The sequence below is a fragment of the Cetobacterium sp. NK01 genome (assembly GCF_024506395.1).
GTDB classification, from domain to species: Bacteria; Fusobacteriota; Fusobacteriia; order Fusobacteriales; family Fusobacteriaceae; genus Cetobacterium_A; species Cetobacterium_A somerae_A.
The window spans coordinates 255,639-278,031 of sequence record NZ_JANIBO010000002.1; the positions used below are offsets into that span (position 1 = coordinate 255,639).

Annotated in this window: 22 protein-coding genes, 1 pseudogene and 1 riboswitch; of the genes and pseudogenes, 16 read left to right on the forward strand and 7 right to left on the reverse strand. The window is 28.8% G+C overall.

Features of this window, described 5'->3' with window-relative positions; genetic code table 11:
• Positions 1-72: 72 nt before the first annotated feature.
• From glsA to NON08_RS10410, 7 genes and pseudogenes are all read left to right on the forward strand, one after another.
• Positions 73-990, forward strand: a complete 918-nt coding sequence (gene glsA, locus NON08_RS10385) for a glutaminase A (protein ID WP_256691508.1) — start codon at positions 73-75, stop codon at positions 988-990.
• A 9-nt stretch (positions 991-999) separates the two neighbouring features.
• The gene (locus NON08_RS10390) at positions 1,000-1,962 is read left to right on the forward strand and encodes an aromatic acid exporter family protein (protein WP_256691509.1); all 963 of its coding nucleotides are present in this window, start codon (positions 1,000-1,002) and stop codon (positions 1,960-1,962) included.
• A gap of 29 nt (positions 1,963-1,991) precedes the next feature.
• Positions 1,992-2,972: a GTP 3',8-cyclase MoaA gene (gene moaA / locus NON08_RS10395; protein ID WP_256691510.1), complete on the forward strand. Its 981-nt coding sequence runs from the start codon at positions 1,992-1,994 to the stop codon at positions 2,970-2,972.
• A 1-nt stretch (position 2,973) separates the two neighbouring features.
• Positions 2,974-3,378, forward strand: a pseudogene (locus NON08_RS15050) (MOSC domain-containing protein); the annotation flags it as partial.
• Positions 3,379-3,408: 30 nt separating this feature from the next.
• Positions 3,409-4,014 (forward strand): copper homeostasis protein CutC, encoded by a 606-nt coding sequence (locus NON08_RS15055; RefSeq protein WP_319941562.1) that lies wholly within the window; start codon positions 3,409-3,411, stop codon positions 4,012-4,014.
• Between the two features lie 139 nt (positions 4,015-4,153).
• On the forward strand, positions 4,154-5,851 hold the full coding sequence (locus tag NON08_RS10405; protein ID WP_256691512.1) for a flavocytochrome c: 1,698 nt from the start codon (positions 4,154-4,156) through the stop codon (positions 5,849-5,851).
• A 235-nt stretch (positions 5,852-6,086) separates the two neighbouring features.
• The gene (locus NON08_RS10410; RefSeq protein WP_256691513.1) at positions 6,087-7,697 is read left to right on the forward strand and encodes an AbgT family transporter; all 1,611 of its coding nucleotides are present in this window, start codon (positions 6,087-6,089) and stop codon (positions 7,695-7,697) included.
• A gap of 35 nt (positions 7,698-7,732) precedes the next feature.
• Here NON08_RS10410 and NON08_RS10415 read toward each other — a convergent pair whose 3' ends face one another.
• Positions 7,733-8,455, reverse strand: a complete 723-nt coding sequence (locus NON08_RS10415) for a hypothetical protein (RefSeq protein WP_256691514.1) — start codon at positions 8,453-8,455, stop codon at positions 7,733-7,735.
• A gap of 88 nt (positions 8,456-8,543) precedes the next feature.
• Complete coding sequence (locus NON08_RS10420) at positions 8,544-8,756, reverse strand: hypothetical protein (protein WP_256691515.1); 213 nt, start codon at positions 8,754-8,756, stop codon at positions 8,544-8,546.
• Between the two features lie 120 nt (positions 8,757-8,876).
• On the opposite strand from NON08_RS10420, the gene NON08_RS10425 reads away from it, so the two are divergent.
• Both NON08_RS10425 and NON08_RS10430 read left to right on the forward strand, forming a co-directional pair.
• Positions 8,877-9,587 (forward strand): TrkA C-terminal domain-containing protein, encoded by a 711-nt coding sequence (locus NON08_RS10425; protein ID WP_256691516.1) that lies wholly within the window; start codon positions 8,877-8,879, stop codon positions 9,585-9,587.
• A gap of 72 nt (positions 9,588-9,659) precedes the next feature.
• The gene (locus tag NON08_RS10430) at positions 9,660-10,253 is read left to right on the forward strand and encodes an HAD family hydrolase (RefSeq protein WP_256691517.1); all 594 of its coding nucleotides are present in this window, start codon (positions 9,660-9,662) and stop codon (positions 10,251-10,253) included.
• Between the two features lie 53 nt (positions 10,254-10,306).
• Here NON08_RS10430 and NON08_RS10435 read toward each other — a convergent pair whose 3' ends face one another.
• Entirely contained in the window at positions 10,307-11,347 is a 1,041-nt protein-coding gene (locus tag NON08_RS10435) for an AbrB family transcriptional regulator (protein WP_256691519.1), read from the reverse strand.
• A 156-nt stretch (positions 11,348-11,503) separates the two neighbouring features.
• Here NON08_RS10435 and NON08_RS10440 point away from each other — a divergent pair, with 156 nt between their 5' ends.
• The 7 genes from NON08_RS10440 (at position 11,504) to mscL (ending at position 17,171) form a co-directional block, all read left to right on the forward strand.
• Positions 11,504-13,309 carry an aldehyde ferredoxin oxidoreductase family protein gene (locus NON08_RS10440; protein ID WP_256691520.1) on the forward strand — a complete coding sequence of 602 codons (1,806 nt, stop codon included), beginning with the start codon at positions 11,504-11,506 and terminating at the stop codon, positions 13,307-13,309.
• Entirely contained in the window at positions 13,303-13,524 is a 222-nt protein-coding gene (locus NON08_RS10445; RefSeq protein WP_256691521.1) for a MoaD/ThiS family protein, read from the forward strand. The genes NON08_RS10440 and NON08_RS10445 overlap by 7 nt, the downstream gene beginning before the upstream one ends.
• Positions 13,524-14,210, forward strand: coding sequence for a HesA/MoeB/ThiF family protein (locus NON08_RS10450; protein ID WP_256691522.1), 687 nt, complete (start codon positions 13,524-13,526; stop codon positions 14,208-14,210). The genes NON08_RS10445 and NON08_RS10450 overlap by 1 nt, the downstream gene beginning before the upstream one ends.
• 62 nt (positions 14,211-14,272) lie before the next feature.
• On the forward strand, positions 14,273-15,025 hold the full coding sequence (locus NON08_RS10455) for a hypothetical protein (protein WP_256691523.1): 753 nt from the start codon (positions 14,273-14,275) through the stop codon (positions 15,023-15,025).
• 81 nt (positions 15,026-15,106) lie between these two features.
• Positions 15,107-16,438, forward strand: a complete 1,332-nt coding sequence (locus tag NON08_RS10460; protein WP_256691524.1) for an MATE family efflux transporter — start codon at positions 15,107-15,109, stop codon at positions 16,436-16,438.
• A gap of 81 nt (positions 16,439-16,519) precedes the next feature.
• Complete coding sequence (locus NON08_RS10465; RefSeq protein WP_256691525.1) at positions 16,520-16,759, forward strand: hypothetical protein; 240 nt, start codon at positions 16,520-16,522, stop codon at positions 16,757-16,759.
• A gap of 16 nt (positions 16,760-16,775) precedes the next feature.
• A complete protein-coding gene (gene mscL / locus NON08_RS10470) occupies positions 16,776-17,171 on the forward strand; it encodes a large-conductance mechanosensitive channel protein MscL (protein WP_256691526.1) in 396 nt (131 codons plus the stop codon).
• A gap of 48 nt (positions 17,172-17,219) precedes the next feature.
• Here the strand turns inward: mscL and NON08_RS10475 are convergent, their stop codons facing one another.
• The 4 genes from NON08_RS10475 to NON08_RS10490 form a co-directional block, all read right to left on the reverse strand.
• A complete protein-coding gene (locus NON08_RS10475; RefSeq protein ID WP_256691854.1) occupies positions 17,220-18,371 on the reverse strand; it encodes a M20 family metallopeptidase in 1,152 nt (383 codons plus the stop codon).
• A gap of 26 nt (positions 18,372-18,397) precedes the next feature.
• The gene (eutH, locus tag NON08_RS10480; RefSeq protein WP_256691527.1) at positions 18,398-19,510 is read right to left on the reverse strand and encodes an ethanolamine utilization protein EutH; all 1,113 of its coding nucleotides are present in this window, start codon (positions 19,508-19,510) and stop codon (positions 18,398-18,400) included.
• A gap of 91 nt (positions 19,511-19,601) precedes the next feature.
• The gene (locus tag NON08_RS10485) at positions 19,602-20,537 is read right to left on the reverse strand and encodes an NAD(P)H-dependent flavin oxidoreductase (RefSeq protein WP_256691529.1); all 936 of its coding nucleotides are present in this window, start codon (positions 20,535-20,537) and stop codon (positions 19,602-19,604) included.
• Between the two features lie 110 nt (positions 20,538-20,647).
• A riboswitch (cobalamin riboswitch) is annotated at positions 20,648-20,826 on the forward strand.
• Between the two features lie 175 nt (positions 20,827-21,001).
• Entirely contained in the window at positions 21,002-22,393 is a 1,392-nt protein-coding gene (locus tag NON08_RS10490) for an aminopeptidase (RefSeq protein ID WP_256691531.1), read from the reverse strand.

A 22,393-nucleotide genomic window follows, 5' to 3' on the forward strand; every position in this document is an offset into this window, starting at 1 on the left:
TTATTTTTTTGATATTTTGCTTTTTTTTATATATAATTAGATAAAGATAAAGAATAATTGCGGAGGATACTTATGAAAAGTTTTTTAGAAGGCGTTATTAATAGAAATAAATATGTTTGCGAACTAGGAAAAGTTGCTGACTATATCCCAGGATTATCTAGTGCTAATAAAAATCATTTAGGTATTTGTATAACTGATACTTCTGGTGAAATTATTATAGCTGGTGATGCAGATATTAAATTTACTCTTCAGAGCATTTCAAAACCCTTAACTCTGATGTTAGCTTTGCTTGATAGAGGTGAAAAATATGTTTTTTCTAAGGTTGGAATGGAACCTAGTGGTGATGCTTTTAACTCTATTAGAAAATTAGAAACTGGTAGAATGAGGAAACCTTTTAATCCCATGATTAATGCTGGTGCTATTGAAGTTTGCTCTATGATAAAAGGTGAAAATAGTACAGAAAAATTTGAACGAGTTCTTAATTTCATCAAATTAATCTCAGGTAATAATAATTTAAAAGTTAATGAAGAAATATACCAAGGTGAAAAAGAGACTGGTAATAAAAATCGTTCAATGGCCTATTTCTTAAAAGGAGAAGGTTTAATCACTGGAGATGTTGAAGAAGTCTTAGATATTTATTTTAAACAATGTTCCATTGAAGTCACTGCTATAGATCTTGCTAAAATAGGTCTATTTCTTGCTAAAGGCGGTGTTTTAGAAAATGGTGAACGTATCGTTAGTGAGCATATTGCTACTATAGTTAAAACACTTATGGTTACTTGTGGTATGTACGATGGTTCTGGTGAATTCGCTATTAAAGTTGGAATTCCATCTAAGTCTGGTGTAGGAGGTGGAATTCTATCTGTTGTTCCTGGAAAAATGGGAATCGGTGTTTTTGGCCCTGCTCTAGATCTTAAAGGTAACTCCATTGGTGGAATTGCTGTTCTTGAGGAAATTGCGGAAAATTTCAAATTTAGTATTTTTAATTAAGGAGTTATTATGTTTAAATATTTTGATCATAAAGTTATAAAAACTGCTTTAGCTTCATTTTTAGCATATTATCTTGCTGATTATTTTGGCATAAAATATGGTCTCACAGCAAGTATTATCGCTATTATTTCTATACAAGCAACTAAAAGTGATAGTATTAAAATTACTATTGAGAGATTTTTTGCTGTTATTTTAGGGATGTCTCTTTTTATTTTATTATCTTCATTTTTAGGTTATCATTATATTACCTTAGGTCTTTTTATACTTCTTTTTATGCCTTTATGCATCAAATTTAGAATTGTACAAGGATTTTTAGTCACTACTGTTTTAGCTACACATATTCTAAGTGAAAAATCAATATCTATAGAATTTTTACTCAATGAATTTTATGTTTTAATTCTTGGTTTATTTATTGGAAATATTTTAAATCTTTACATGCCAACTAATGAAAAAACTATTGATTCTATTAAAATAAAGGTTGACTCTCTTCTTAAACAAATACTTTCAGATATTTCTGAAAGTCTAAAATGTAGTTGTGTTTCTGTAGATGAAGATAAAAATTTTAGAGCTTTAAAAGCAACTATTGAAGAAGGACGAAAATTTTCTTTATTAGATTATGATAACTCTCTTTTTGATAAATGTAACGAACATCTTAATTTCTTTTCAATGAGAAGAAGACAGTATCGAATTTTAACTAGAATGAGAACTTGTTTTAAAAGATTATATATCACCCATGAATATAGTATTATTATTGCAGACTTCATAAGTAAAGTATCTGAAAATGTTGAAGTTAATAAAAAAACAACCCCATTGATAAAAGAGCATAAAGATTTAAAAGAACTCTTTTCAAATTTTCCTCTTCCTAAAACTAGAGCTGAGTTTGAAAATCGAGCTACTCTTTTTCAACTTTTACAAGAAATGGAGGAGTTTTTAAATGCTAAAATTGAATTTAAAAAAGATTATGATAACTAAAATTCCAATCATTATATAAAGGAGATCCTATGTTAGATAAAAGTAAAAGACAAATTAACTATTTAAGATTATCTATTACAGATCATTGTAATCTAAGATGTCAATATTGTCTTCCTGAACAAGATACAAGCTTTTATAAAAATTGTGATTTATTAAATAGCGAAGAAATAGAGAGAATTGTTAAAGCTTTTTCTTTAATTGGTATAAAAAAAGTTAGGATAACTGGTGGCGAGCCCTTAATTAGAAAAGATTTTCAAGAAATTTTAAAAAAAATAAATAATATCCAAAAAATTGAAAAAATAGCAATTACCACTAATGGATTTAATCTTTTAGAAAATCTAGATACTTTTAAAAAAAATGGTTTGAGTAGAATCAATATAAGCTTAGATAGTCTAATTCCAGAAAAATATAACGAAATAACTCGTGGGGGAGATTTTTATAAAGTTTTTAATACTATAAAAGAAGCTTCTTTAAAAAATTTTGAAAAAGTTAGATTAAATGTCGTTATTATGAAAGGCATTAATGATAATGAAATTTTAGACTTTGTAAATTTAACTAAAAATTTAAATATAGGAGTACGTTTTATTGAAATTATGCCTATTGGAGAAGGTAAAAAATTTATTTCTGTAAAAAACTCAGAAATTCTATCCTTAATAAAAGATAATTATCCTTTAGAAAAAAGTTTAACTAATTCAACAGATGGTCCCGCTTTATATTATAAAGTTCCTGGATTTATAGGAGAAATTGGATTTATTAGTCCTCTTTCTAATAGATTTTGTGATACTTGTAATAGGGTTCGAGTTACATCTAATGGATTTTTAAAGCTATGCTTACATTATGATAAGGGAATTGATTTATTACCATATTTAAAAAATAATATATCCATAGAAGATCTGGCTTCTATTATAAAAGAAGCTATATATAATATAAAACCAAAAGAACATCGCATGGATAAAACTGATATAGTTGAAGATATTGAATCTAAAGGGATGAATAAAATAGGAGGATGATATGGGAAAGGTTATTGCAATTTGTATAAGTGAGAATAAGGGGACTGAAAAAACTGTTGTGGACAAAGGAGTTCTTATCGAAAATTTTGGTCTTGAAAAAGATGCTCATGGGGGAAACTGGCATAGACAAATAAGTCTGTTAGAAGTTGAAAAAATCGAGGATTTTAATAAAAAAGGTGGTAATGTTGATTTTGGTGCTTTTGGGGAAAATTTAATCATTCAAGGAATTGATTTAAAAAATCTTGCTGTGGGAAGTATTTTAAAAATTGGAGATTCTCTTCTTGAAATAACTCAAAAAGGTAAACAGTGTCATCATCATTGTAAAATATATCATCGAGTTGGAGATTGTATAATGCCTCGTGAGGGTGTTTTTGGAAAAGTTTTAAAAGGGGGAACTATTCTTCCTAATGATTCAATTGAAATAATTAAATCCCCTATAACTTTAGAAGCATGTGTAGGTTCGTATAGTGAAGCTCTTTTAGCTATTGAAAAAGGTGCTAATCGAATTGAACTTTGTGAAAATTTATATGAAGGAGGAACAACCCCTTCTTATGGAACAATCAAAAAAATTAGAGAATTAGCTATCCCAGCTTTTGTTATGATTAGACCTAGAGGAGGAGATTTCTGCTACTCTCAATCTGAAATCGAAATTATGAAAGAAGATATCAAAATTTGTAAAGAACTTGGAGTTCTAGGAGTTGTATTTGGAGTTTTAACAAAAGACAAAAAAATTGATTATACTCTTTTAAAAGAGTTAGTTACTCTTTCAAAACCAATGAGTATTACTTTCCATAAAGCTATTGATGAAATCGATAATCCAGAAGATGAAATTTTGAAACTAGCAGAACTTGGAGTCGATCGTATTTTAACATCTGGTAAAAAAGCTATTGCTTTTGAGGGAGCTGATCTTTTAAATAAATTCATTAATATCGCTCAAGATAAAATAAAAATTGTAGTTTGTGGTGGAGTGACATACGAAAATTTTGAAAAAGTTAACAAATTAATTCCTAACACTGAATATCATGGAAAAAAAATAGTTTAAACATAATAAAAAATGACGGAATTTGTACTTTCCGTCATTTTTTATTATATTTTTCTTGATTTTTATTCACTTTTATTTTAAACTATTACTATTGTATATTAGTATTATTATTCATATAAATCGAGGGAGGAATATATTTATGAAATTTTTTAATAAAAAGTATGTTAGCATTTTAGCTTCTTTACTTTTAACAACAACTTTAGTTCAAGGAAAAGAATTTATTTCGTCAGCTAAGGGATATAATGGGGATATCAAAGTTAAAGTGGATATTAATAATAACGAAATTAAAAATATTGAAATTTTAGAAGAAAAAGAAAGTGATTTTACAAGAGATGGAATGAAGTCTATAATTTCAGATATTATTGAAACTCAATCAACTAAAGTTGATAATGTAGCAGGTGCAACTTCTACTAGTGTAGGCTTAAAAAGAGCTGTTGATAGAGCTATCAAAGAATCAGGAGCTAAGCTAACTCCTAAAGAAAAAAAAGTTATAGTTTATAATGATGTTACTACAGATGTTGTTATTATAGGTGGAGGTGGAGCTGGTCTTACTGCTGCTATTGCCGCTAAAGATAATGGTTCTAATGTTATTTTAGTTGAAAAAGCCGCTATTCTAGGTGGTAATACTAATTATGCTACAGGTGGCCTTAACGCTGCTGAAACATCCGTTCAAAAGTCTAAAGGTGTCAATGACTCCGTTGATATTTTCATAGAAGATACTATGAAAGGGGGAAAAAATACTAATGATAAAACTTTAGTTACTAAAATGGCTGACTCTTCAGCTGAAATTGTAGATTGGTTAATGGATAAAGGCGCTGATTTATCTGATCTTGGAAGAATGGGTGGTCAAAGTGTTAATAGAACTCATCGACCTACTGGAGGTGCTCCTGTTGGTCCTAATGTTGTTGCCGCTCTTTCTGAAAGTGCTAAAAAATCTGGAGTTGATATTAGACTATCAACTTTTGCTGAATCTATCATCTATGATGGTAAAGCTGTTAAGGGAATAGTTGTTAAAGCTCCAACTGGTCAAAAATATACAATCAATTCTAAAGCTGTTATTATTGCTACAGGTGGTTTTGGAGCAAATTCAGAAATGATTGTTGAAAATGTATCATCTTTAAAAGGATTTGGAACTACAAACCATAAAGGTGCAACTGGAGATGGTATTACTATGGCTAAACCTCTTGATGTAGATTTAATTCATATGGATCAAATCCAAACTCATCCAACAGTTATTCCTACTAATAGCGTTATGATAACTGAAGCTGTTAGAGGGAATGGAGCAATTCTTGTTAATAGAGATGGAAAAAGATTTGTTAATGAACTAGATACTAGAGACGTTGTTTCTAAAGCTGAGCTTGCACAAAAAGGTGAAAGTGCCTATCTTATGTTTGACGAAACTGTTAAAAAAAGTTTAAAAGCTATCGATAGTTATGATAAAAAAGGTTACTTAACTAAAGGTGATACTCTTTCTGAACTTGCTAAAAAATTAAATATTCCAGCTACAGAATTAGAGAAAACTTTCTCAAAGTATAACGAAAGTGTTAAAGTAGGACAAGATCCTGAATTTGACAGACAAAATTTACCTACTGCTCTTACTGAAGGACCTTTTTATAGTGTTGAAGTAGCTCCAGCTGTTCATCATACTATGGGAGGAATTAAAATCAACGAGAAAGCTGAAGTTTTATCTAATAACACCCCTATAAATGGACTTTTTGCTGCTGGAGAAGTTACTGGTGGAATTCATGGTTCTAATAGATTAGGTGGAAACGCTGTTGTTGATATAACTGTTTTTGGGAAAATAGCTGGAGAAAACGCTAGTAACTTTTCTAAATAAGTTGTTTATTTTAAAAACTATAAGTTTATAAAACGCATTTATTGATTAATTAAATGCGTTTTTTATTTTCTTTTTTTTGAATTTTATATTGCTTTATGGAACAAATTATGTTAAAATCAGTTGAGTCTATACCACATAAATAGATTCGATATATTTCATAAATGGAAATTGTGAAAAAAATTTTTCAATTTTTACACATATTCCATTAATTCACTTTATTATTAGGGAGGAAAAAATGTCTACAAATTCTACAACAAAAAAAATGAGTTTTTTTGAGAAATTCTTAAACTTTGTAGAAGTTACAGGAAATAAGTTACCTCATCCAGTAGCCATGTTCTTTGGTTTCTTTGTGATAACTATTATATTTTCTATGATACTTTCTTACACTGGCGTTTCTGTAAACTATAAAGAAATCTCAAGAACTACTGGACAAGTTATTGAAAAAACAACTTATGTTCAAAATCTTTTAACAAGAAGCGGAATTAGAGGAATTTTCGGTTCAACAGTTAAAAACTTTACTGGCCATGCTGCATTAGGTTCAATTGTTGTTGCAATGCTTGGAGTTGGATTAGCTGAGGGAACTGGATTATTAAACTCTATTATTAAAAAAATTGTTATATCAACTCCTAAACAACTTGTTTCTGCTATAGTTGTTTTTGCTGGAGTTATGTCAAATATTGCATCTGATGCTGGATATGTTGTACTTATTCCACTTGGAGCTGTTATTTTCTTATCTTTCGGAAGACATCCACTTGCAGGTATCGCTGCTGCTTTCGCCGGAGTTTCTGGTGGATTTTCTGCGAACCTTTTAATTGGTACTACTGATCCGTTATTAGGAGGTATTACTACTTCTGCTGCACAGATTGTTTTACCTGGATACTCTGTTACACCTACAGCTAACTTCTTCTTTATGTTCGTTTCAACTTTCTTTATTACAGCTGTTGGTGCGTGGATAACTGATAGAGTTGTTGAACCTAGATTAGGTGAATATAAAGGGCCTAAGGTTGATATTAACTTAAATGATCAAATTAGCCCAGAAGAGAAAAAGGGTCTAAGAGCTGCTGGATTAGCTACCATTGGATTTATTATAGTTGTTTTATTTATGGTTATACCTGAAAATGCAATTTTTAGATTAACATCTGAAGAGATTTCTAAATTTGTTGCTGAAAACAACAGAGAACCTGGAACTATGGAAATTTTAAAGCCATTCTTTAGTGATTCAATTGTTTATATTCTTATGTTGGCATTCTTTATTCCTGGTCTTGCTTATGGAGTTGCTGCTAAAACTGTTAAGTCACATAAAGATGTTATAAAATCAATGACTAAAGCTATGGCATCTTGTGGACAAGTTTTAGTTATCATATTCGTTTCAGCACAATTCGTATATGTATTCTCTAAATCAAATATTGGAATTGTTATTGCAGTTAAACTTGCTGATGTTCTAAAAGATTTAGGTATTTCTGGAATTTGGGCTGCAGTTGGACTAATATTCTTAACAGCTTTTGTTAACTTATTTATTGGTGGAGCTTCATCTAAATGGCTAATGCTTTCTCCTGTATTCATCCCTATGTTTGTTGAATTAGGATTAACTCCTGAGTATACTCAGTTAGCATATAGAATTGGAGATTCTACAACTAATATAATTTCTCCACTTATGTCTTATTTCCCTATTATAGTTGGATTCGCTTCTAAATATGAGGAAAAAGAAGGGTCAATGGGAATTGGAACTATTATTGCAATGATGCTTCCATATTCATTAGTATTCTTAATTGGATGGACTATTATGTTTATTGCTTGGACTTATTTAGGGTTACCAATAGGACCTGGAGTTAGCATGTTTATGTAAAAACTAAAAGGATGAAGAAAATTCTTCATCCTTTTTTATATCTCTTTTTCTTCTCCTACTTCTATTAAATCAATATATTTTTTCAGCTCTTTTCTAGCGTTTTCTCCTTTAGGAAATATTGTTATAATCTCTTCTGGATTTAATGTTCTAATAAAACTATTTAACATTACTAAATCCATTGTTTTTTCTCCTGTGAAATAACTATTTTTTATATGGCCTATATTAGCTATTAAAATATTTATAGGATAATAAATTAATGTTTTTATAATATTTTCTTGATATATTGTATTTCCTGTTATATATATTCTTTTAATTTTCCCTTCTTTATCGATAATAGTTAATAAATATCCATTTGCTTTCCCTTGTACAGGATTTGATAAAAACCCACCACCTTTATATGTTGGTATTACCTCAACTATAATTCTATAACCTTTTATCTCTAACTCTTTCTTTTTAAACCAATCTAAATAATAGATATTTGCATTTTTTTTATCTCTTAGAAATTGTCCACATTCTTTTCTAGTTATAATTTTTGCATCATCTTCAATTATTTTAGCTCCCTCTGCATCAAAATTATTTTGACTACACTCTGTGATCAACCAAAGTTTAATATTTTTAAACGATTCATCCGTTGCCTGAATAAATTTAATATCACTTCCTTTTTTCTCATCAAAGGATGGATTTGATGCAATTTTAAACTTTTTATCTATGTCTATATACCAACAAGATTTTCCTAAAAATTTAAATTTTAATTCCATAAACTCCTCCTAGAAATTTCACTTAGTATTTTTTTCTAAAAATTTTATTCTATTCCTTTTAAAAAAAAAAGATATCCTTTCGAATATCTTATTTTTCAGTTTTTATAACCCCATCTGTATATTCAATTTTTATAACTTTATCTGTAAAAGGAACTTCTTGGGTTACAAAACCTGTAAATAATTTTCCTTTATAATATAATTTAGTGCCTTTTAATTCTAAATTTTCATCCCCAAACTTAACTTCTTTTTTCATACATCCAACTAAAGATAAAATTGCCACAAATAATAATATTTTTTTCATAATCAAGACTCCCAACTAGATTTTTAATTTTATTATATCACATTTTTTTATTTTGATTAAAAGGATTTTATTTTTTTAATAGTAACTATTTAATATTAAATAAATTTTATAGGTGGTATTATGAGTGCTGACTTCGCTATTTTAGCATTTTTTAGCTTAATGCTGACATATCTTCTAATTTGTGAGATATTTACTATTCTTTTTAGACTAACTGGTCTTACCGAGGAAACAGCTCGATTTCAAGTTATATCAATGCTTACCACTTGTGGTTTTACAACTGTAGAAAGTGAACTTATTACCTCTTCTAGAAAAAGAAGAAAATTGGCGTTTATAACTATTCTTTTTGGTTATATTTTTTCTGTCACAATCGTTTCTATGGTAATAAATTTTTTTATGCGGCTAAATGATGGGTATAGCTTTCAATTAATCTTAAAAGCAATCTTAGCAATTATAATTTTAATAATAATTTGGTATGCTCTTCTTAGGGTAAATTTTGTAAAAAATAATTTTGATAAATTTATCAGCAAAATAGGAATAAAAACTATGTTTAAAAACCAGCACAATCCAATTATGATTCTTGGAATTTTTAAATCTGAAGTTATTGCAGAAATTACTATAACTAATTTACCTGAAGAATTAATTAACATACAATTAAAAGATTCAAACATTAGAAGTAACTATAACCTACAAATACTAACCATTCTAAGAGATAATGATTCTACAATTATTGTAAACGGAGAATCAATATTAAAAACTGATGACAAGGTTATCATTTTTGGATCATTAAAAAATATAAAAAAGCTTTTTGTAAAAGAAAAAGATTTTCTATAAATTACTATTGATGTTTTTTCTTTTATGAGGTATGTTTATAATAACCCTAAATTATTTTTTGAAGGAGGCATTATGAAAAATATAGTATTTGATATTGGTAATGTTCTGCTAGATTTTCATCCACAAGATTTTTTAAAAGGATTAGGATTAGAAAAAAATATTGAAGAAAGGTTATACAAATTAATTTTTTTGAGCGAAGAGTGGAAAGAGCTTGATAGAGGTTCTATTGATTACCAAGTAGCTGAAAAAATTTTTAAAACAAAAGCTCCAGAATTGAAAAATGAAATTTCATTAGTTTTAGAAAAATGGCATGAAATGTTAACTCCTATAGAAGGAAATGTTAATCTCTTAAAAAGTCTAAAAGACTATGGATATAATATTTATTATCTTTCTAATTTTCAAAAAGATGTTTATGAAAAGATGTATAATAAGTATGATTTTTTAAGAATAGGTAATGGTGGAGTAATTTCATATCAAGTAAATACCTTAAAGCCTGATCATTCTATGTATACCATTTTACTTTCAAAATATAATTTAGACCCTAGTGAAACTCTATTTATAGATGATAGTTTTGATAATATTGAAGAAGCTAAAAAAATAGGTTTCCACAGCGTTTTATTTACCGATTGCGATGAACTCAAAAATACAATTAAACCATTACTTTAAATTTTATCAAATATAAAAGAACCCTTTTCACCAACTTGAAAAGAGTTCTTTTTTTATTCTATAAATTTTACAATAATTTGTATCAACACTGGATAAAAACTCACTATAGAAACTAATCTTACCAGTTGTATGATTGCAACTTTAGGAGTATCTGCTCCCATTTCACTAGCAATTATAGAAATATCTGAAACTCCACCTGGTGCTGCTGAAAAAAGTGAGGTTGCTATATTAAAATTACTTACTTTATATATAAACATTCCTATAATTATATTCATTATCAAAAAACCAATTATTACAATAATTACTAAATGCAAAAGTTCTTTCATTTCTAAAATATCCTTAATTGAAACTTTAATTCCTATTAAGGCTCCTCCAAACATTTGAATCAATTGCCTTAAGGGAATTGGCATAAATCCTTTATTTGAAATAATATTAAAAATCCCTACTCCTATCATAGAAAAACTTAAAGCTCCTGCAGGTATTTTTGATAAATATCCTATATATCCAATTGAAACTCCAACTAGCAAAGTTAAAAAAATATTTTCTAAACCATGTTTTATAATTTTTCCCTCTTCTTTCTTAGTATTTACTGGGAACTCTATTATTCCATTTTTTTTTATTATTTTTTTCAAAAAAATAGGAATTACTCCAATTACAGATATTAGCCTAACTAATTGAAAAATTACAACTTTAGCTGAATCTGCATTCAGTTCATGAGCTATTAAGCTCATATCCATCATTCCACCTGGTGCTGTAGAAAATAATGCTGTTGTTAAATCTAAAGATGAATTTTTATATAAAATATATCCTAAAATAAAATTCATTATTCCCATACAACTAACTACTATTATTGCTGGTTTAAAAATTTGTTTTAAACCTAAAATATCTTCTTTTTTTATTCTTGCTCCTATAAATGAACCTGTTGCTATTTGTGTTAAAATTTTATATTCTTGAGGCATTGTCGCTATTCCAAAAACCAGATTAAATACTGAAACCAAAATCATTGCCCCTATCATTGCTCCTGCTGGTATTTTCAACTTAATTGCAATTTTTCCTCCAATTACAGCAACAACTATTGTTAATAAAAACTCCATTTTCCCCCTCCAATTTTTATTGTCAATCTATCTTAACATATTTTTTTTCAAATATATATTTTTTCTTCTCAATTGCTATTGATAATCCAATATTTATGAGGTATACTCGCAATAATAGCAATTTTATCACCAATATTATTTTATGGAGGTATTTTTATGGAAACGTCATATAATGGTAAACTATTAAGAGTCAATTTGAACACAGGTGAAATAAATACTGAATCTTTAAATTTAGATTTAGCTAAAAAGTTTATTGGAGCAAGGGGATTAGGAAGTAAAATTTTATTAGATGAAATTGATCCATCTATCGATCCTTTATCTCCTGAAAATAAACTAGTTATTATGACTGGGCCCGTAACTGGAGCTTCTGTTCCTACAGGCGGAAGATATGTTGTTGTCACAAAATCTCCTTTAACCGGTATGATAGCTTGTTCAAATTCAGGAGGAGAATGGGGTGCAAAATTAAAATATGCTGGATTTGACGGAGTTATTATAGAGGGAAAAAGTACAACTCCTAAATACATATCTATTAATGATGATAAAGTAGAGCTTCTAGATGCTGAAAATATTTGGGGAAAAACAAGTAGTGAAACTAAAGATTTTTTTACAACACTTTATCCTCAAGCATCAACTTTAAATATTGGTCCTGGTGGAGAAAATCTTTCTCTTATGGCAGCTATCATTAATGATGGTGATCGTGCTGCTGGTAGATCAGGAGTCGGTGCCGTTATGGGGTCAAAAAATTTAAAAGCTATTGTTGTAAAAGCTTCTAAAAACTCTATACCTGTTAATAATCCTGACGCATTAAGAAAAGAATTAGTAATTGCTATGAAAAAAATAAAAGAAGATGGTGTAACAGGAAGCGGACTACCCACTTACGGAACTGCAGTTCTTGTTAATATTATAAATGAAACAGGAAGTTTTCCTACAAATAACTGGTTAGGGTCTTACTCTGAAAATGCTGAAAATATAAGCGGAGAAACTCTGACAGACAAATATTTAAAAAAGACATACAACTGCCATAGATGTCCTATTGGTTGTGGAAGAGTTGTTGAAAGAGAAGGAAAAGAAATTGGTGGTCCTGAATATGAAACTCTTTGGGCTTATGGTGGAAATTGTGGAGTTTATGATATTCCTAGTATAAACGAGGCCAATTTTTGGTGTAATGAACTTGGATTAGATTCAATATCTGTTCCTTGTACTATTGCTGCTGCTATGGAATTATATGATAAAAAAATTATTTCTGAAGATGAATGTGAAGGTATTCCTTTAAAGTTTGGGGATAAAAAAGCTATTGTAGAATGGACTAAAAGAATTGGATTTGCTAAAACTTCTCTTGGAAAGTTAATGTCTCTAGGCTCTCAAAGACTTTGTGAACACTATAATCATCCAGAGATGTCAATGTCTGTAAAAAAACAAGAGCTCCCTGCTTATGATGCTCGTGGAATCCAAGGAATTGGACTTAACTATGCTACTAGTAACAGAGGAGGATGTCATGTTAGAGGCTATATGATATCTCCTGAAATTTTAGCTCATCCAGAACTATTAGATCGAACTGTTAGTGATAATAAAGCAATGTGGACTAAAACTTTTCAAGATTTAACAGCTGTTATTGATTCTATGGGTATGTGTTTGTTTACCTCTTTTGCTTTAAATGCAGAAGATTATACAAATTTTTTAAACGCTGCTACTGGAACTAATCACACTGTTTCTACTCTTTTAGACGCTGGAGAAAGAATTTATAATTTAGAAAGAGTTTTTAATAAAAAAGCTGGCATGAAGCCTGAAGATGATACTCTTCCTAAACGTCTTTTAAACGATAGCATTACTAACGGTCCTTCAAAAGGTCATAAAAGCAAGCTTAATATAATGCTCCCTGAATATTATGAAGCTCGTGGTTGGGTTGATGCTTTTCCTACAAAAGAAACTCTTTATAAACTAGGACTTGAGGATTTATGTTAGAAATTCGCCTTTTTGCCTCTTTAAGAAAAGGACGATCTGCTATTATTAAAATACCTTTTGAACCTGGAATAACTGGTGAAAAGCTTCTTACATTATTTTCAATATTAAAAGAAGATGTTTCTATATTTCTAGTCAACGGATTCCATTCTTCACTTAATGTTGAAATTTCAGATGGAGATATAATCTCTATTTTTCCTCCTGTTGGAGGTGGATAATGGATTTAAGATACTTAAAAAATTTAAATTCATTTACTGAAGATGATCAATTTAAAATAAATACAACAACTGTTTTAATTATAGGTTTAGGGGGTCTCGGAGGGTTTGTCGTAGACTTTTTAAGCAGATTAGGGGTACAAAAAATAAAGTTACTCGATTTCGATACATTTGATACCTCTAATTTAAATAGACAACTTTTATCAACACAAAAAAATATTGGGTCTTTTAAAGCTATTGAAGCAAAAAAATATATAAATTCTGTGAATTCATGCATTGAAGTAGAAGTATTTTGTAATAAATTCGAAGAGTGTGATTTTAATTTTTTATTTAAAAATGTTAATGTGGTTTTTGATTGTTGTGATAATATTAAAACTAAGTTAAATATTGAAAACCAATGTCAGTTTTTTAAAATCCCATTAATTTACGGTGCTGTTGCTGGATACTTTGGTCAAGTTGCTTGTATCTTACCAGAATATCCTATTTTAAAAAAAATTTATCCCAAAGAACACAGCAGTGGTATTGAAAATAAATTAGGAAATCTCTGTTTTATTGTTTCTATAATAGCATCTTTACAAATTTCACTTTTTATAAATTTAATATTAAATATTAGCAATAATAATTTATATGGTTTTTATTACATCGATATTGAAAACTATGAAATCCAATGGATTTCTTTTAAAATTTAAAAGGAAATATACTATTTTCTCATAAAATAATTATAGAGATTATTAAATTTTGGGAGGTTTTTATGAAAAAAGCACTTGTTATTTTTAAAAGTGGAGATAATTTAGATTTAATTATTGAAAGTTGTTTATCATTAAAAAAGGAATTCGGATTTGAAATAACCCCTGTTTATGCATTAAATGTAAATCCATTTATCAACAACTCTGAAGATGAAGCTAATCTTCTTGAAGATTTTTCCGAATTGCAAGATGACTTTTTAGATAAAACAAAAGAAAAACTAATTGAACATAAATTAAATGCTCATCTTCTTACAATCGTTCAAGTTACAACAGAAAATTTAAAAAATCTTTTAAGATTAAATGATCTTCTTGTATATCAAGAGGGACTTTTTTTAGGAGATCTTTTCTTAGAAATTTTAAAAACTATATATAGACCTATTATTGTTTTAAGAGGAAAACCTCTTAGTTTTGAAAATATATGTATTACATCTGATGATGGAATTAAGGTTAATAAAAGTGTTTACAATTTTTTGAGTTTATTTTCTAGTATAAATTTAGAAAAAATAGATGTTTTTACATGGGACTATAAAAAACAAGAACATACTCTTTTAGAACTTATACACGATAAAGGAGTTTTACCTCATTTAAGAGGCTATTCTCCTTCTTTAGATAGCATTGAAGACTTTTACTTTGAACTTAATAAGTCCTCTCTTTTAATCATGGGAAATCTTAGTCACTCTTTCTTTTTAGAAAAAATAACTAATCGAATGGGATTAAATATTTTAGAGCATGTTAATACACCAATCTTCATTGCTTAATATAAATCAAAAAGAGACTTACCAGTCTCTTTTTTTTATGCTATAATCTAGCTCGATGTAAAATTTTAAAAGGAGTAGATAATGAAATTTCATTCAATTGATTTAGAAAAAGATTCTATTGGCAGGTTATTTTTTAATTTTTCCTTTCCTGCTGTTATGGGAATGTTAATATCAGCTTTTTATGTTATTGTAGATGGTATTTTTATTGGAAGAGGTATTGGAGGTGATGGATTAGCTGCTATTAATTTAGCTTACCCTATAATCACCTTAACTATTGCTTTAAGTTTAATGTTTGGCACTGGAGGGGCAACCGTTATCTCAATAAAGCAAGCCGAAGGGAATTTAAAAGAAGTTAATCGTTATTTCTCACATATGATTACTTTAAACATAATATCTTATATTATTATCTGCTCATTAACTCTCATATTTCAAAACAAAATAGTATATTTATTAGGAAGCAGTGATAAACTTTTTTATCTAACAAAATCTTATTTAATTCCTGGTGTTATTTTTAGTATATTTTTTATGCTTTCAATCTCTTTAAACGCTGTTGTAAGAAATAATAATAGTCCTAATTTCGCCATGGCATCTATGGGAATAGGTGCTATTGTTAATATTGTATTAGATGCTCTTTTTATAATAAAATTCAAATGGGGCATGTATGGTGCAGCTTATGCTACTGGAATAGCACAAATGGCATCTGCTTTATTTTTATTATCATATTTTTTAAAAAAGGACTGTAATATAAAATTTATAAAAGAAAGACTTAATTTTCAAATTTTAAAAAGAATTTGTTTAAATGGTTTTTCATCTTTTGTTTTAGAATTTGCAGTAGCTGTCATTACAATTTTATTTAATTCCACATTAATGGTTCTAACTGGAGAAATTGGAGTAGCAGCATTTAGTATAATCGCCTATATTTTTTATGTGTTTAGAATGATTTTTAATGGGTTAGCCCAAGGAATACAACCTATTATAAGTTATAATTTCGGTGCAAAACATCTTGAAAGAATAAAAGCTACTTTAATTTTAGGTCATAAAATTTCTCTTATTGTAGCATTATCTATTCTTTTTTTAGTTTACTTTGAAAGGAATTTTATTATTGAATTTTTCAATGGAGATTTAGAATTAGTTAAATTAGCTTCAAGAGGTCTTTTAATTTATTCATCTGCAGTTATATTTTTAGGTGCTAATTTTATTAATATCTCTTATTTACAATCCATGGAAAAAGCTACTTTCGCAAATTTTTTATCTTTTGGTAGAAGTTTTATTTTTATTACTATTGGAATTTTTACTCTTCCTACTTTTATAGGTGTTGACGGTGTTTGGCTTTCTCTACCTTTTGCAGATTTTATGACTTTTTTAACAGGAACAATAGTAGCTCTCAAAAAAAGAGTAAATAAAACACTATAATTTTTTTTAGCTAGAAAAAGAAATAAACTTTTATTTAGTATATATTTAACATAATACTTTTTATAAAAGGAGGGAAATCTTATGCTACATTTTGTACACGATTTTGAATTCTTAGGACTAGCTAAAAAGAATTTTACTGATGACTATGGTAATGAAATGTGCCAGCTATACTATATATATAAATGTAAAAAATGTCATAAAATTAGAATTAGAGAATTCATGGTATCTAAAGCTGATGAATCAGATGGAATTCCTACAGTGTTAAGTCTATACCGTAACGCCCTTGATTGCGATGTAATTAAAGCTATTGAGATTTCTTAATTAAGGAGGAATTAAAATGTTTTTAAAAGAGTTTAAAGAGTTTGCTATTAAAGGTAATGCAGTAGATTTAGCTGTTGGGGTTATAATCGGAGGAGCTTTTGGAAAAATTGTAAGTTCTATTGTCAACGATATCTTAATGCCTATTCTTGGAATAATTTTAGGCGGAATTAATTTTAGTAATCTAAAATTTGTTATAAAACCTGCCCAAGGAACAATTCCAGAATCTGCAATTAAATATGGTAATTTTATACAATCTGTTATTGATTTTACAATAATTGCATTTTGTATTTTTATTATGGTAAAAGCTATTAATAAACTTCGTAAAAAAGACGATGTGCCACCTGCTCCACCTGCTCCTACTAAGGAGGAGATTCTTTTAACAGAAATAAGGGATCTTTTAGCAAAAAAATAATTTTTTAATAAAAAGGATTACTCAAATTTGAGTAATCCTTTTTATTTTTTATTTTTCATCAAATTCTAATTTTATTCTATCAATTAATTTTTCATCTTTTAATAGTTTAATCCCTGTTAAAGTCAATGCTAACACCGCTTCTTCCATTCCCTTATACGCTCCGTCCTCTATAGTGCACATAGCTAACTCTCTACTGTGACTAATTACATCTTTATATAATGGCATATATGGATGAATAGTTGGACAAACATGACTTACATCCCCTGCATCTGTAGATCCACTATCTTCTGAATCTTCAATTTTTTTTATTCCAATATCTTTTAGACTCTCTTCATAAATACTCATTAATGTTTTATTAGTTATTAAATCTAAAAAACTTGTTTCATAATTTTCTATTTCTAATTTTGTTCCCGATGATATTGCAGCACCTTTTGCACAATTCTTAACTTTTTCTAAAAGAATATCTAGCTCTTTCTTATTTCTTGATCTAACATAAAAATTAGCTATAGCTAAATCTGGAATTATATTAGCAGCTTCTCCTCCATTTGTTATAATTCCATGAACTCTATCGCTTGGAAGAATCTGTTGTCTCAAAGCATTAATGGTATTAAATAAAGTTATTACTCCATCTAAGGCATTGACACCTAAATGAGGAGATCCAGCTGCATGAGATGTTTTCCCTTTAAATATAAACTTTAAAGCTTCCATAGCTTGACTTGAAGTACTTCTTAAGTGAATATTTCCACTAGTGGGATGTACCATCATAACTAAATCTACATTTTTAAAAGCTCCTGCTTTTACCATGGCAACTTTTGCACCATCTGTTTCTTCAGCTGGTGTCCCAATTACTAAAACCTCTCCACCGTAAATATTCACAAACTCTCTTAAAAGTATTCCTGCAGCGCTACTCGTGACTCCTAAAATATTATGTCCGCATCCATGACCTATTTCTGGTAAAGCATCATATTCAGCTAAATAAGCTATTCTTGGTCCTGGCTTTTCTCCTATGTAATTTGCTAAAAAGGCTGTTTCTATTCCACAATACCCTTTTTCTATAAAAAAACCATATTTTTGTAATAATTCACAATGTTTATCTCTAGCTTTAAACTCTTTTAAACCTAATTCTGGATTTTCAAACAAATACTTGTTTAAATCTTTTAATTCTTCAAAAATTTCTGCATATCTCTCTTTTAATTCCATTATAATTTTTTCCAAATTTATCCCTCCTAGTTTATTTTAAAACTTTTATTTAAAACAAAGTTATTTTTTCTCTCCTTTTTGTTTATAAACATAATTTTAGCTAGATAAATTGCACTAAATCCTGATACTAATTTAGCCACTATAAACGGCAATACATTATCTGGTGATACTCCTGCAACAAATCCCAATTGCCCTCCAAAGACATAAGATCCTGCAACTGCAAAAGCACTATTTATTATTTTACTATTATTATCCATTTTATTAAATATTCCAAACATAGGAATACTACTAACTAAAGAAGCCATAAATCCTGCTGTTCCACTTTCATCTATTCCTAATAATTTTCCCATTCTTCTTAAAGTATTTTTAAAATATTTTTCTATAAAATATAAAAATGGATATGCTCCACTTAACGTTAAAGCTACTCTAGTTACAACTTTCATACTTTCATCTATAGGATTTAAACCTTCAATAACTGAATATCCAAACATCGTCTCAATAATTGTTAATACTAGACCTAAAGTTATTACTATCGTCATTCCTTTTCCAAACCTATCAAATAATTTACATGTTTTTTCTGGAAAGAACCAAAGTCCTGCACATATTACTCCTGAAAAAATAACCACTGGAATTAAATTATGAATTATCAATACAAGTTCAAGTCCCATTATTATTCCAGCAACTAAACATCCTAAGGGAATAGTTGCAACCCCACTTAATATTCCTTTTGAAAAATTTTCCTTAGACATATCATCAATAATTCCAAAAGCTACAGGCATAGTAAAAATAACCACTGTTCCCAACATCGATCCTAATATAACTCCTGAAAAATCTATTAAATTTTTATTTATTGCTAAGTCTTTTGCTAAAAAATATCCTCCCATGTCTGTTGCTAAAATAGAATTTATATATATTGATGGATCAATTCCAGTCATAAGATAAAGTTTTTCAACAAAAGGCTTGGAAAATTTTGATATTAAAGGACTTATTGATAATATACCTAACATAGCTAGTATTAAAGGACCTGCCACACAAATACCCTCTTGGAACTTTTTTCCATATCCTAATTTATTACCAAAACTCCTATCTAATGCTCCTAAAACCGCAAAAAAAGTTAGAATAAAAAATATAACTTTCAACTATGATCCTCCTATTTCATTTTTATCAATTGATTATATCATGAATTAAAAAAAAATCTAGTATTTAGGTACTAGATTTTTTTACTATTTATTATTTTAATACTTTATCTCTAAATAAATCAAAAACCTCTTTTACTGATAAAATTTCATTTATTTTCCATGCATCTTTTCCTGCAAAGAAGATTCCTTCTAAAGAGTTTCCTTCATGACCTTTTATTAAACTATCTTTTACGCAAAACTTTCTACTACATTTTTTTAAACAGCTTGTACATTTCTTAGGTGTTAATTTTTCTTCGTTAATTACCCTTTTTACATATGGAGAAACAATTGCATTAGCAGGAAGACCTGCAGAACTCATAATTTGAACTACATCTCCCTCTTTTGAATTCACATATACCTCTTTAAATTCTTGACTCACTTCACATTCATTTGTTGCAATAAATCTACTTCCCATTTGAACTCCATCCACACCTAAGGACATCATTCTTTCTGCATCATGAGGAGTGATAACCCCCCCTGCTCCAAACACAGGAATAGAAACTCCATTTACAATTTCTTCTACTATATCCCATGAATCTTTTTCAGTTCCTAAGTGTCCTCCAGCATTTCCTCCTTCAACAACAATAGCATCTGCGCCTAATTTTTCAGCAATTTTAGCTAATTTTAAACTTGAAACTATTGGAACAATTTTTACTCCTGTTCCCTTTACTGTTTCAAAAATATCTCTTGAAAATCCTGCTCCACATATTATCATATCAACTTTTTCTTCTATTGAAACTTTAACAGCTTCTGCAAAATTCGATGCAGCAACCATAATATTAACTCCTAATGCTCCACCTTTTTCTATAATCATCTCTTTAGCTTTTCTAATTTCTTCTCTAAACTCGTCAGCTGGAATAGCTGTTCCCGATATAACTCCCACTCCTCCTTGGTTTGCAACAGCTGAAGCTAATCTTGACATTGATGCCCTAATTCCCATTCCTCCTTGAATTATTGGTACCTCTATATTTAAATCTCCTATTCTCACTAATTTCACCTCCAAGTATAATAACACATGTTATGATAACACATGTTATCAAAAAATGGAAACTTTTTTTATTAAATTTCACTATTGACTTTATATCTTACATAGAGTATAGTCATATTAATGTTAATAATATAACAGGATACATAGATAAGGAAATGAGGTTTGATTCCTCTACGGCCCCGCCACTGTAATTTGGACGAAAGTATTTTGTACCACTGGATTTTATCTGGGAAGGTTTACGAGTAGAATGAAAAGAGTCAGGATATTTGTCTTTGTATATTATCTTCGAGGGAGGAATTTATTATGATGAACTTTTTATATTTTTTTCCTTAAAGTCGCTATTTCATAACATCATTTTTTTGACTATAAGGAAAGCAAACTAAAAAACTTTTATAAAAAACAAACAAACTTTTAAAAGCTCTCTAATCTAGAAATGATTGTCTAGAATAGAGAGCTTTGCTTTATTAAATCATATTTTCAAAAAAAACTTTATATGTTCTATATGTTTCATAAACGTCAAGTTTTGATGAAACTTCAAATGGTGAGTGCATAGCTAAAAGAGCTGGACCTACATCTATAGTTTTTATCCCTACCTCAGCTAAAAGCATTGCAACAGTTCCTCCTCCACCTTCATCAACTTTTCCTAATTCTCCAATTTGCCAAGTTATCCCATGGGTATTCAATAAATTCCTTATACTCCAAACATATTCAGCATCTGCATCATTTGTTCCACTCTTTCCTCTAGCACCTGTAAACTTTGTTACAACTATACCATAGTTTAATTTTGCTGCATTCTGAGCTTCATGAACTCCTTTAAATATAGGATCCATTGCTGCATTCACATCTGATGAAAGAGCATTAGAATTCCAAAGAGTTTTTCTTAAATCTAAATCGCTATAATCACCTTTAACTTTACTTATTAGATCGCTTGTGAAATATTCTAAATAATTAGATTGTAATCCTGTAGATCCATGAGAGCCAGTCTCTTCTTTATCAGCTAAAAAACAAACTGCTGTTTTTTCTGGAACCTCTTTTAAATCCAATATCGCTCTTAAAGATGTGTAGCCACATACTCTATCATCTTGACCGTAACCACCAATAAGAGATCTATCTAAACCAATATCTTTTGCTTTAAACGCAGGAACTAGTTGAAACTCAGCTGATATAAAATCCTCTTCTATCATTCCGTAGGTAGTATTTAATTCCTCCAAGATATGATATTTTACTAGTTCTTTTATATCTGCATTTTTTATAGTTGTGGGAATAGATCCAACTATAATCTGCAACTCCTCTCCTTTAATAACTTCAGCTGTTTGTCTTTCTCCCTGATATTTAGCAGCTAAGTGTGGAAGTAAATCTGGTATTGTAAAAACAGGATCATCTTCCTTTTCTCCAATTATAATATCTTTTTTTTCACCATTTTCTAATATAACAACTCCATGTAATGATAATGGAATCGAAGCCCATTGATATTTTTTTATTCCACCATAATAATGGGTTTTCATATACCCTAACTCTAATTCTTCATATAATGGATTTTGTTTTAAATCAATTCTTGGTGAATCTATATGAGAAACAACAAAATTTATTCCCTTTGTTATCTCTTCCTTTCCTATAACTACTAAAACTAAATTTTTGTCTCTATTTACATAGAAAACTTTATCTCCACTCTTTAACTTTTTCTTTGTACTAGCACATACAAACCCATTTTGTTTTGCTAATTCTAAACCAAATTTAACATACTCTCTCTCTGTTTTCCCCAAATCCAAAGAGTTTTTATATCCTTGACAAAATTCAAAGATATCATTTTTGTTTAACTTTTCATTCTTCCATCCATTTTCTTTTTTTAATAACAT

Excerpts from the sequence above, each read along its gene's own strand:
- NON08_RS10460 (WP_256691524.1), top strand. The coding sequence starts at position 15,107 with ATGAAATTTCATTCAATTGATTTAGAAAAAGATTCTATTGGCAGGTTA.
- moaA (WP_256691510.1), top strand. The coding sequence starts at position 1,992 with ATGTTAGATAAAAGTAAAAGACAAATTAACTATTTAAGATTATCTATT.
- NON08_RS10410 (WP_256691513.1), top strand. The coding sequence starts at position 6,087 with ATGTCTACAAATTCTACAACAAAAAAAATGAGTTTTTTTGAGAAATTC.
- NON08_RS10405 (WP_256691512.1), top strand. The coding sequence starts at position 4,154 with ATGAAATTTTTTAATAAAAAGTATGTTAGCATTTTAGCTTCTTTACTT.
- NON08_RS10430 (WP_256691517.1), top strand. The coding sequence starts at position 9,660 with ATGAAAAATATAGTATTTGATATTGGTAATGTTCTGCTAGATTTTCAT.
- NON08_RS10465 (WP_256691525.1), top strand. The coding sequence starts at position 16,520 with ATGCTACATTTTGTACACGATTTTGAATTCTTAGGACTAGCTAAAAAG.
- NON08_RS10450 (WP_256691522.1), top strand. The coding sequence starts at position 13,524 with ATGGATTTAAGATACTTAAAAAATTTAAATTCATTTACTGAAGATGAT.
- mscL (WP_256691526.1), top strand. The coding sequence starts at position 16,776 with ATGTTTTTAAAAGAGTTTAAAGAGTTTGCTATTAAAGGTAATGCAGTA.
- glsA (WP_256691508.1), top strand. The coding sequence starts at position 73 with ATGAAAAGTTTTTTAGAAGGCGTTATTAATAGAAATAAATATGTTTGC.
- NON08_RS10415 (WP_256691514.1), bottom strand. The coding sequence starts at position 8,455 with ATGGAATTAAAATTTAAATTTTTAGGAAAATCTTGTTGGTATATAGAC.
- NON08_RS10490 (WP_256691531.1), bottom strand. The coding sequence starts at position 22,393 with ATGTTATTAAAAAAAGAAAATGGATGGAAGAATGAAAAGTTAAACAAA.
- NON08_RS10420 (WP_256691515.1), bottom strand. The coding sequence starts at position 8,756 with ATGAAAAAAATATTATTATTTGTGGCAATTTTATCTTTAGTTGGATGT.
- NON08_RS10435 (WP_256691519.1), bottom strand. The coding sequence starts at position 11,347 with ATGGAGTTTTTATTAACAATAGTTGTTGCTGTAATTGGAGGAAAAATT.
- NON08_RS10445 (WP_256691521.1), top strand. The coding sequence starts at position 13,303 with ATGTTAGAAATTCGCCTTTTTGCCTCTTTAAGAAAAGGACGATCTGCT.
- NON08_RS10390 (WP_256691509.1), top strand. The coding sequence starts at position 1,000 with ATGTTTAAATATTTTGATCATAAAGTTATAAAAACTGCTTTAGCTTCA.
- NON08_RS10455 (WP_256691523.1), top strand. The coding sequence starts at position 14,273 with ATGAAAAAAGCACTTGTTATTTTTAAAAGTGGAGATAATTTAGATTTA.
- NON08_RS10475 (WP_256691854.1), bottom strand. The coding sequence starts at position 18,371 with ATGGAATTAAAAGAGAGATATGCAGAAATTTTTGAAGAATTAAAAGAT.
- NON08_RS10440 (WP_256691520.1), top strand. The coding sequence starts at position 11,504 with ATGGAAACGTCATATAATGGTAAACTATTAAGAGTCAATTTGAACACA.
- NON08_RS10425 (WP_256691516.1), top strand. The coding sequence starts at position 8,877 with ATGAGTGCTGACTTCGCTATTTTAGCATTTTTTAGCTTAATGCTGACA.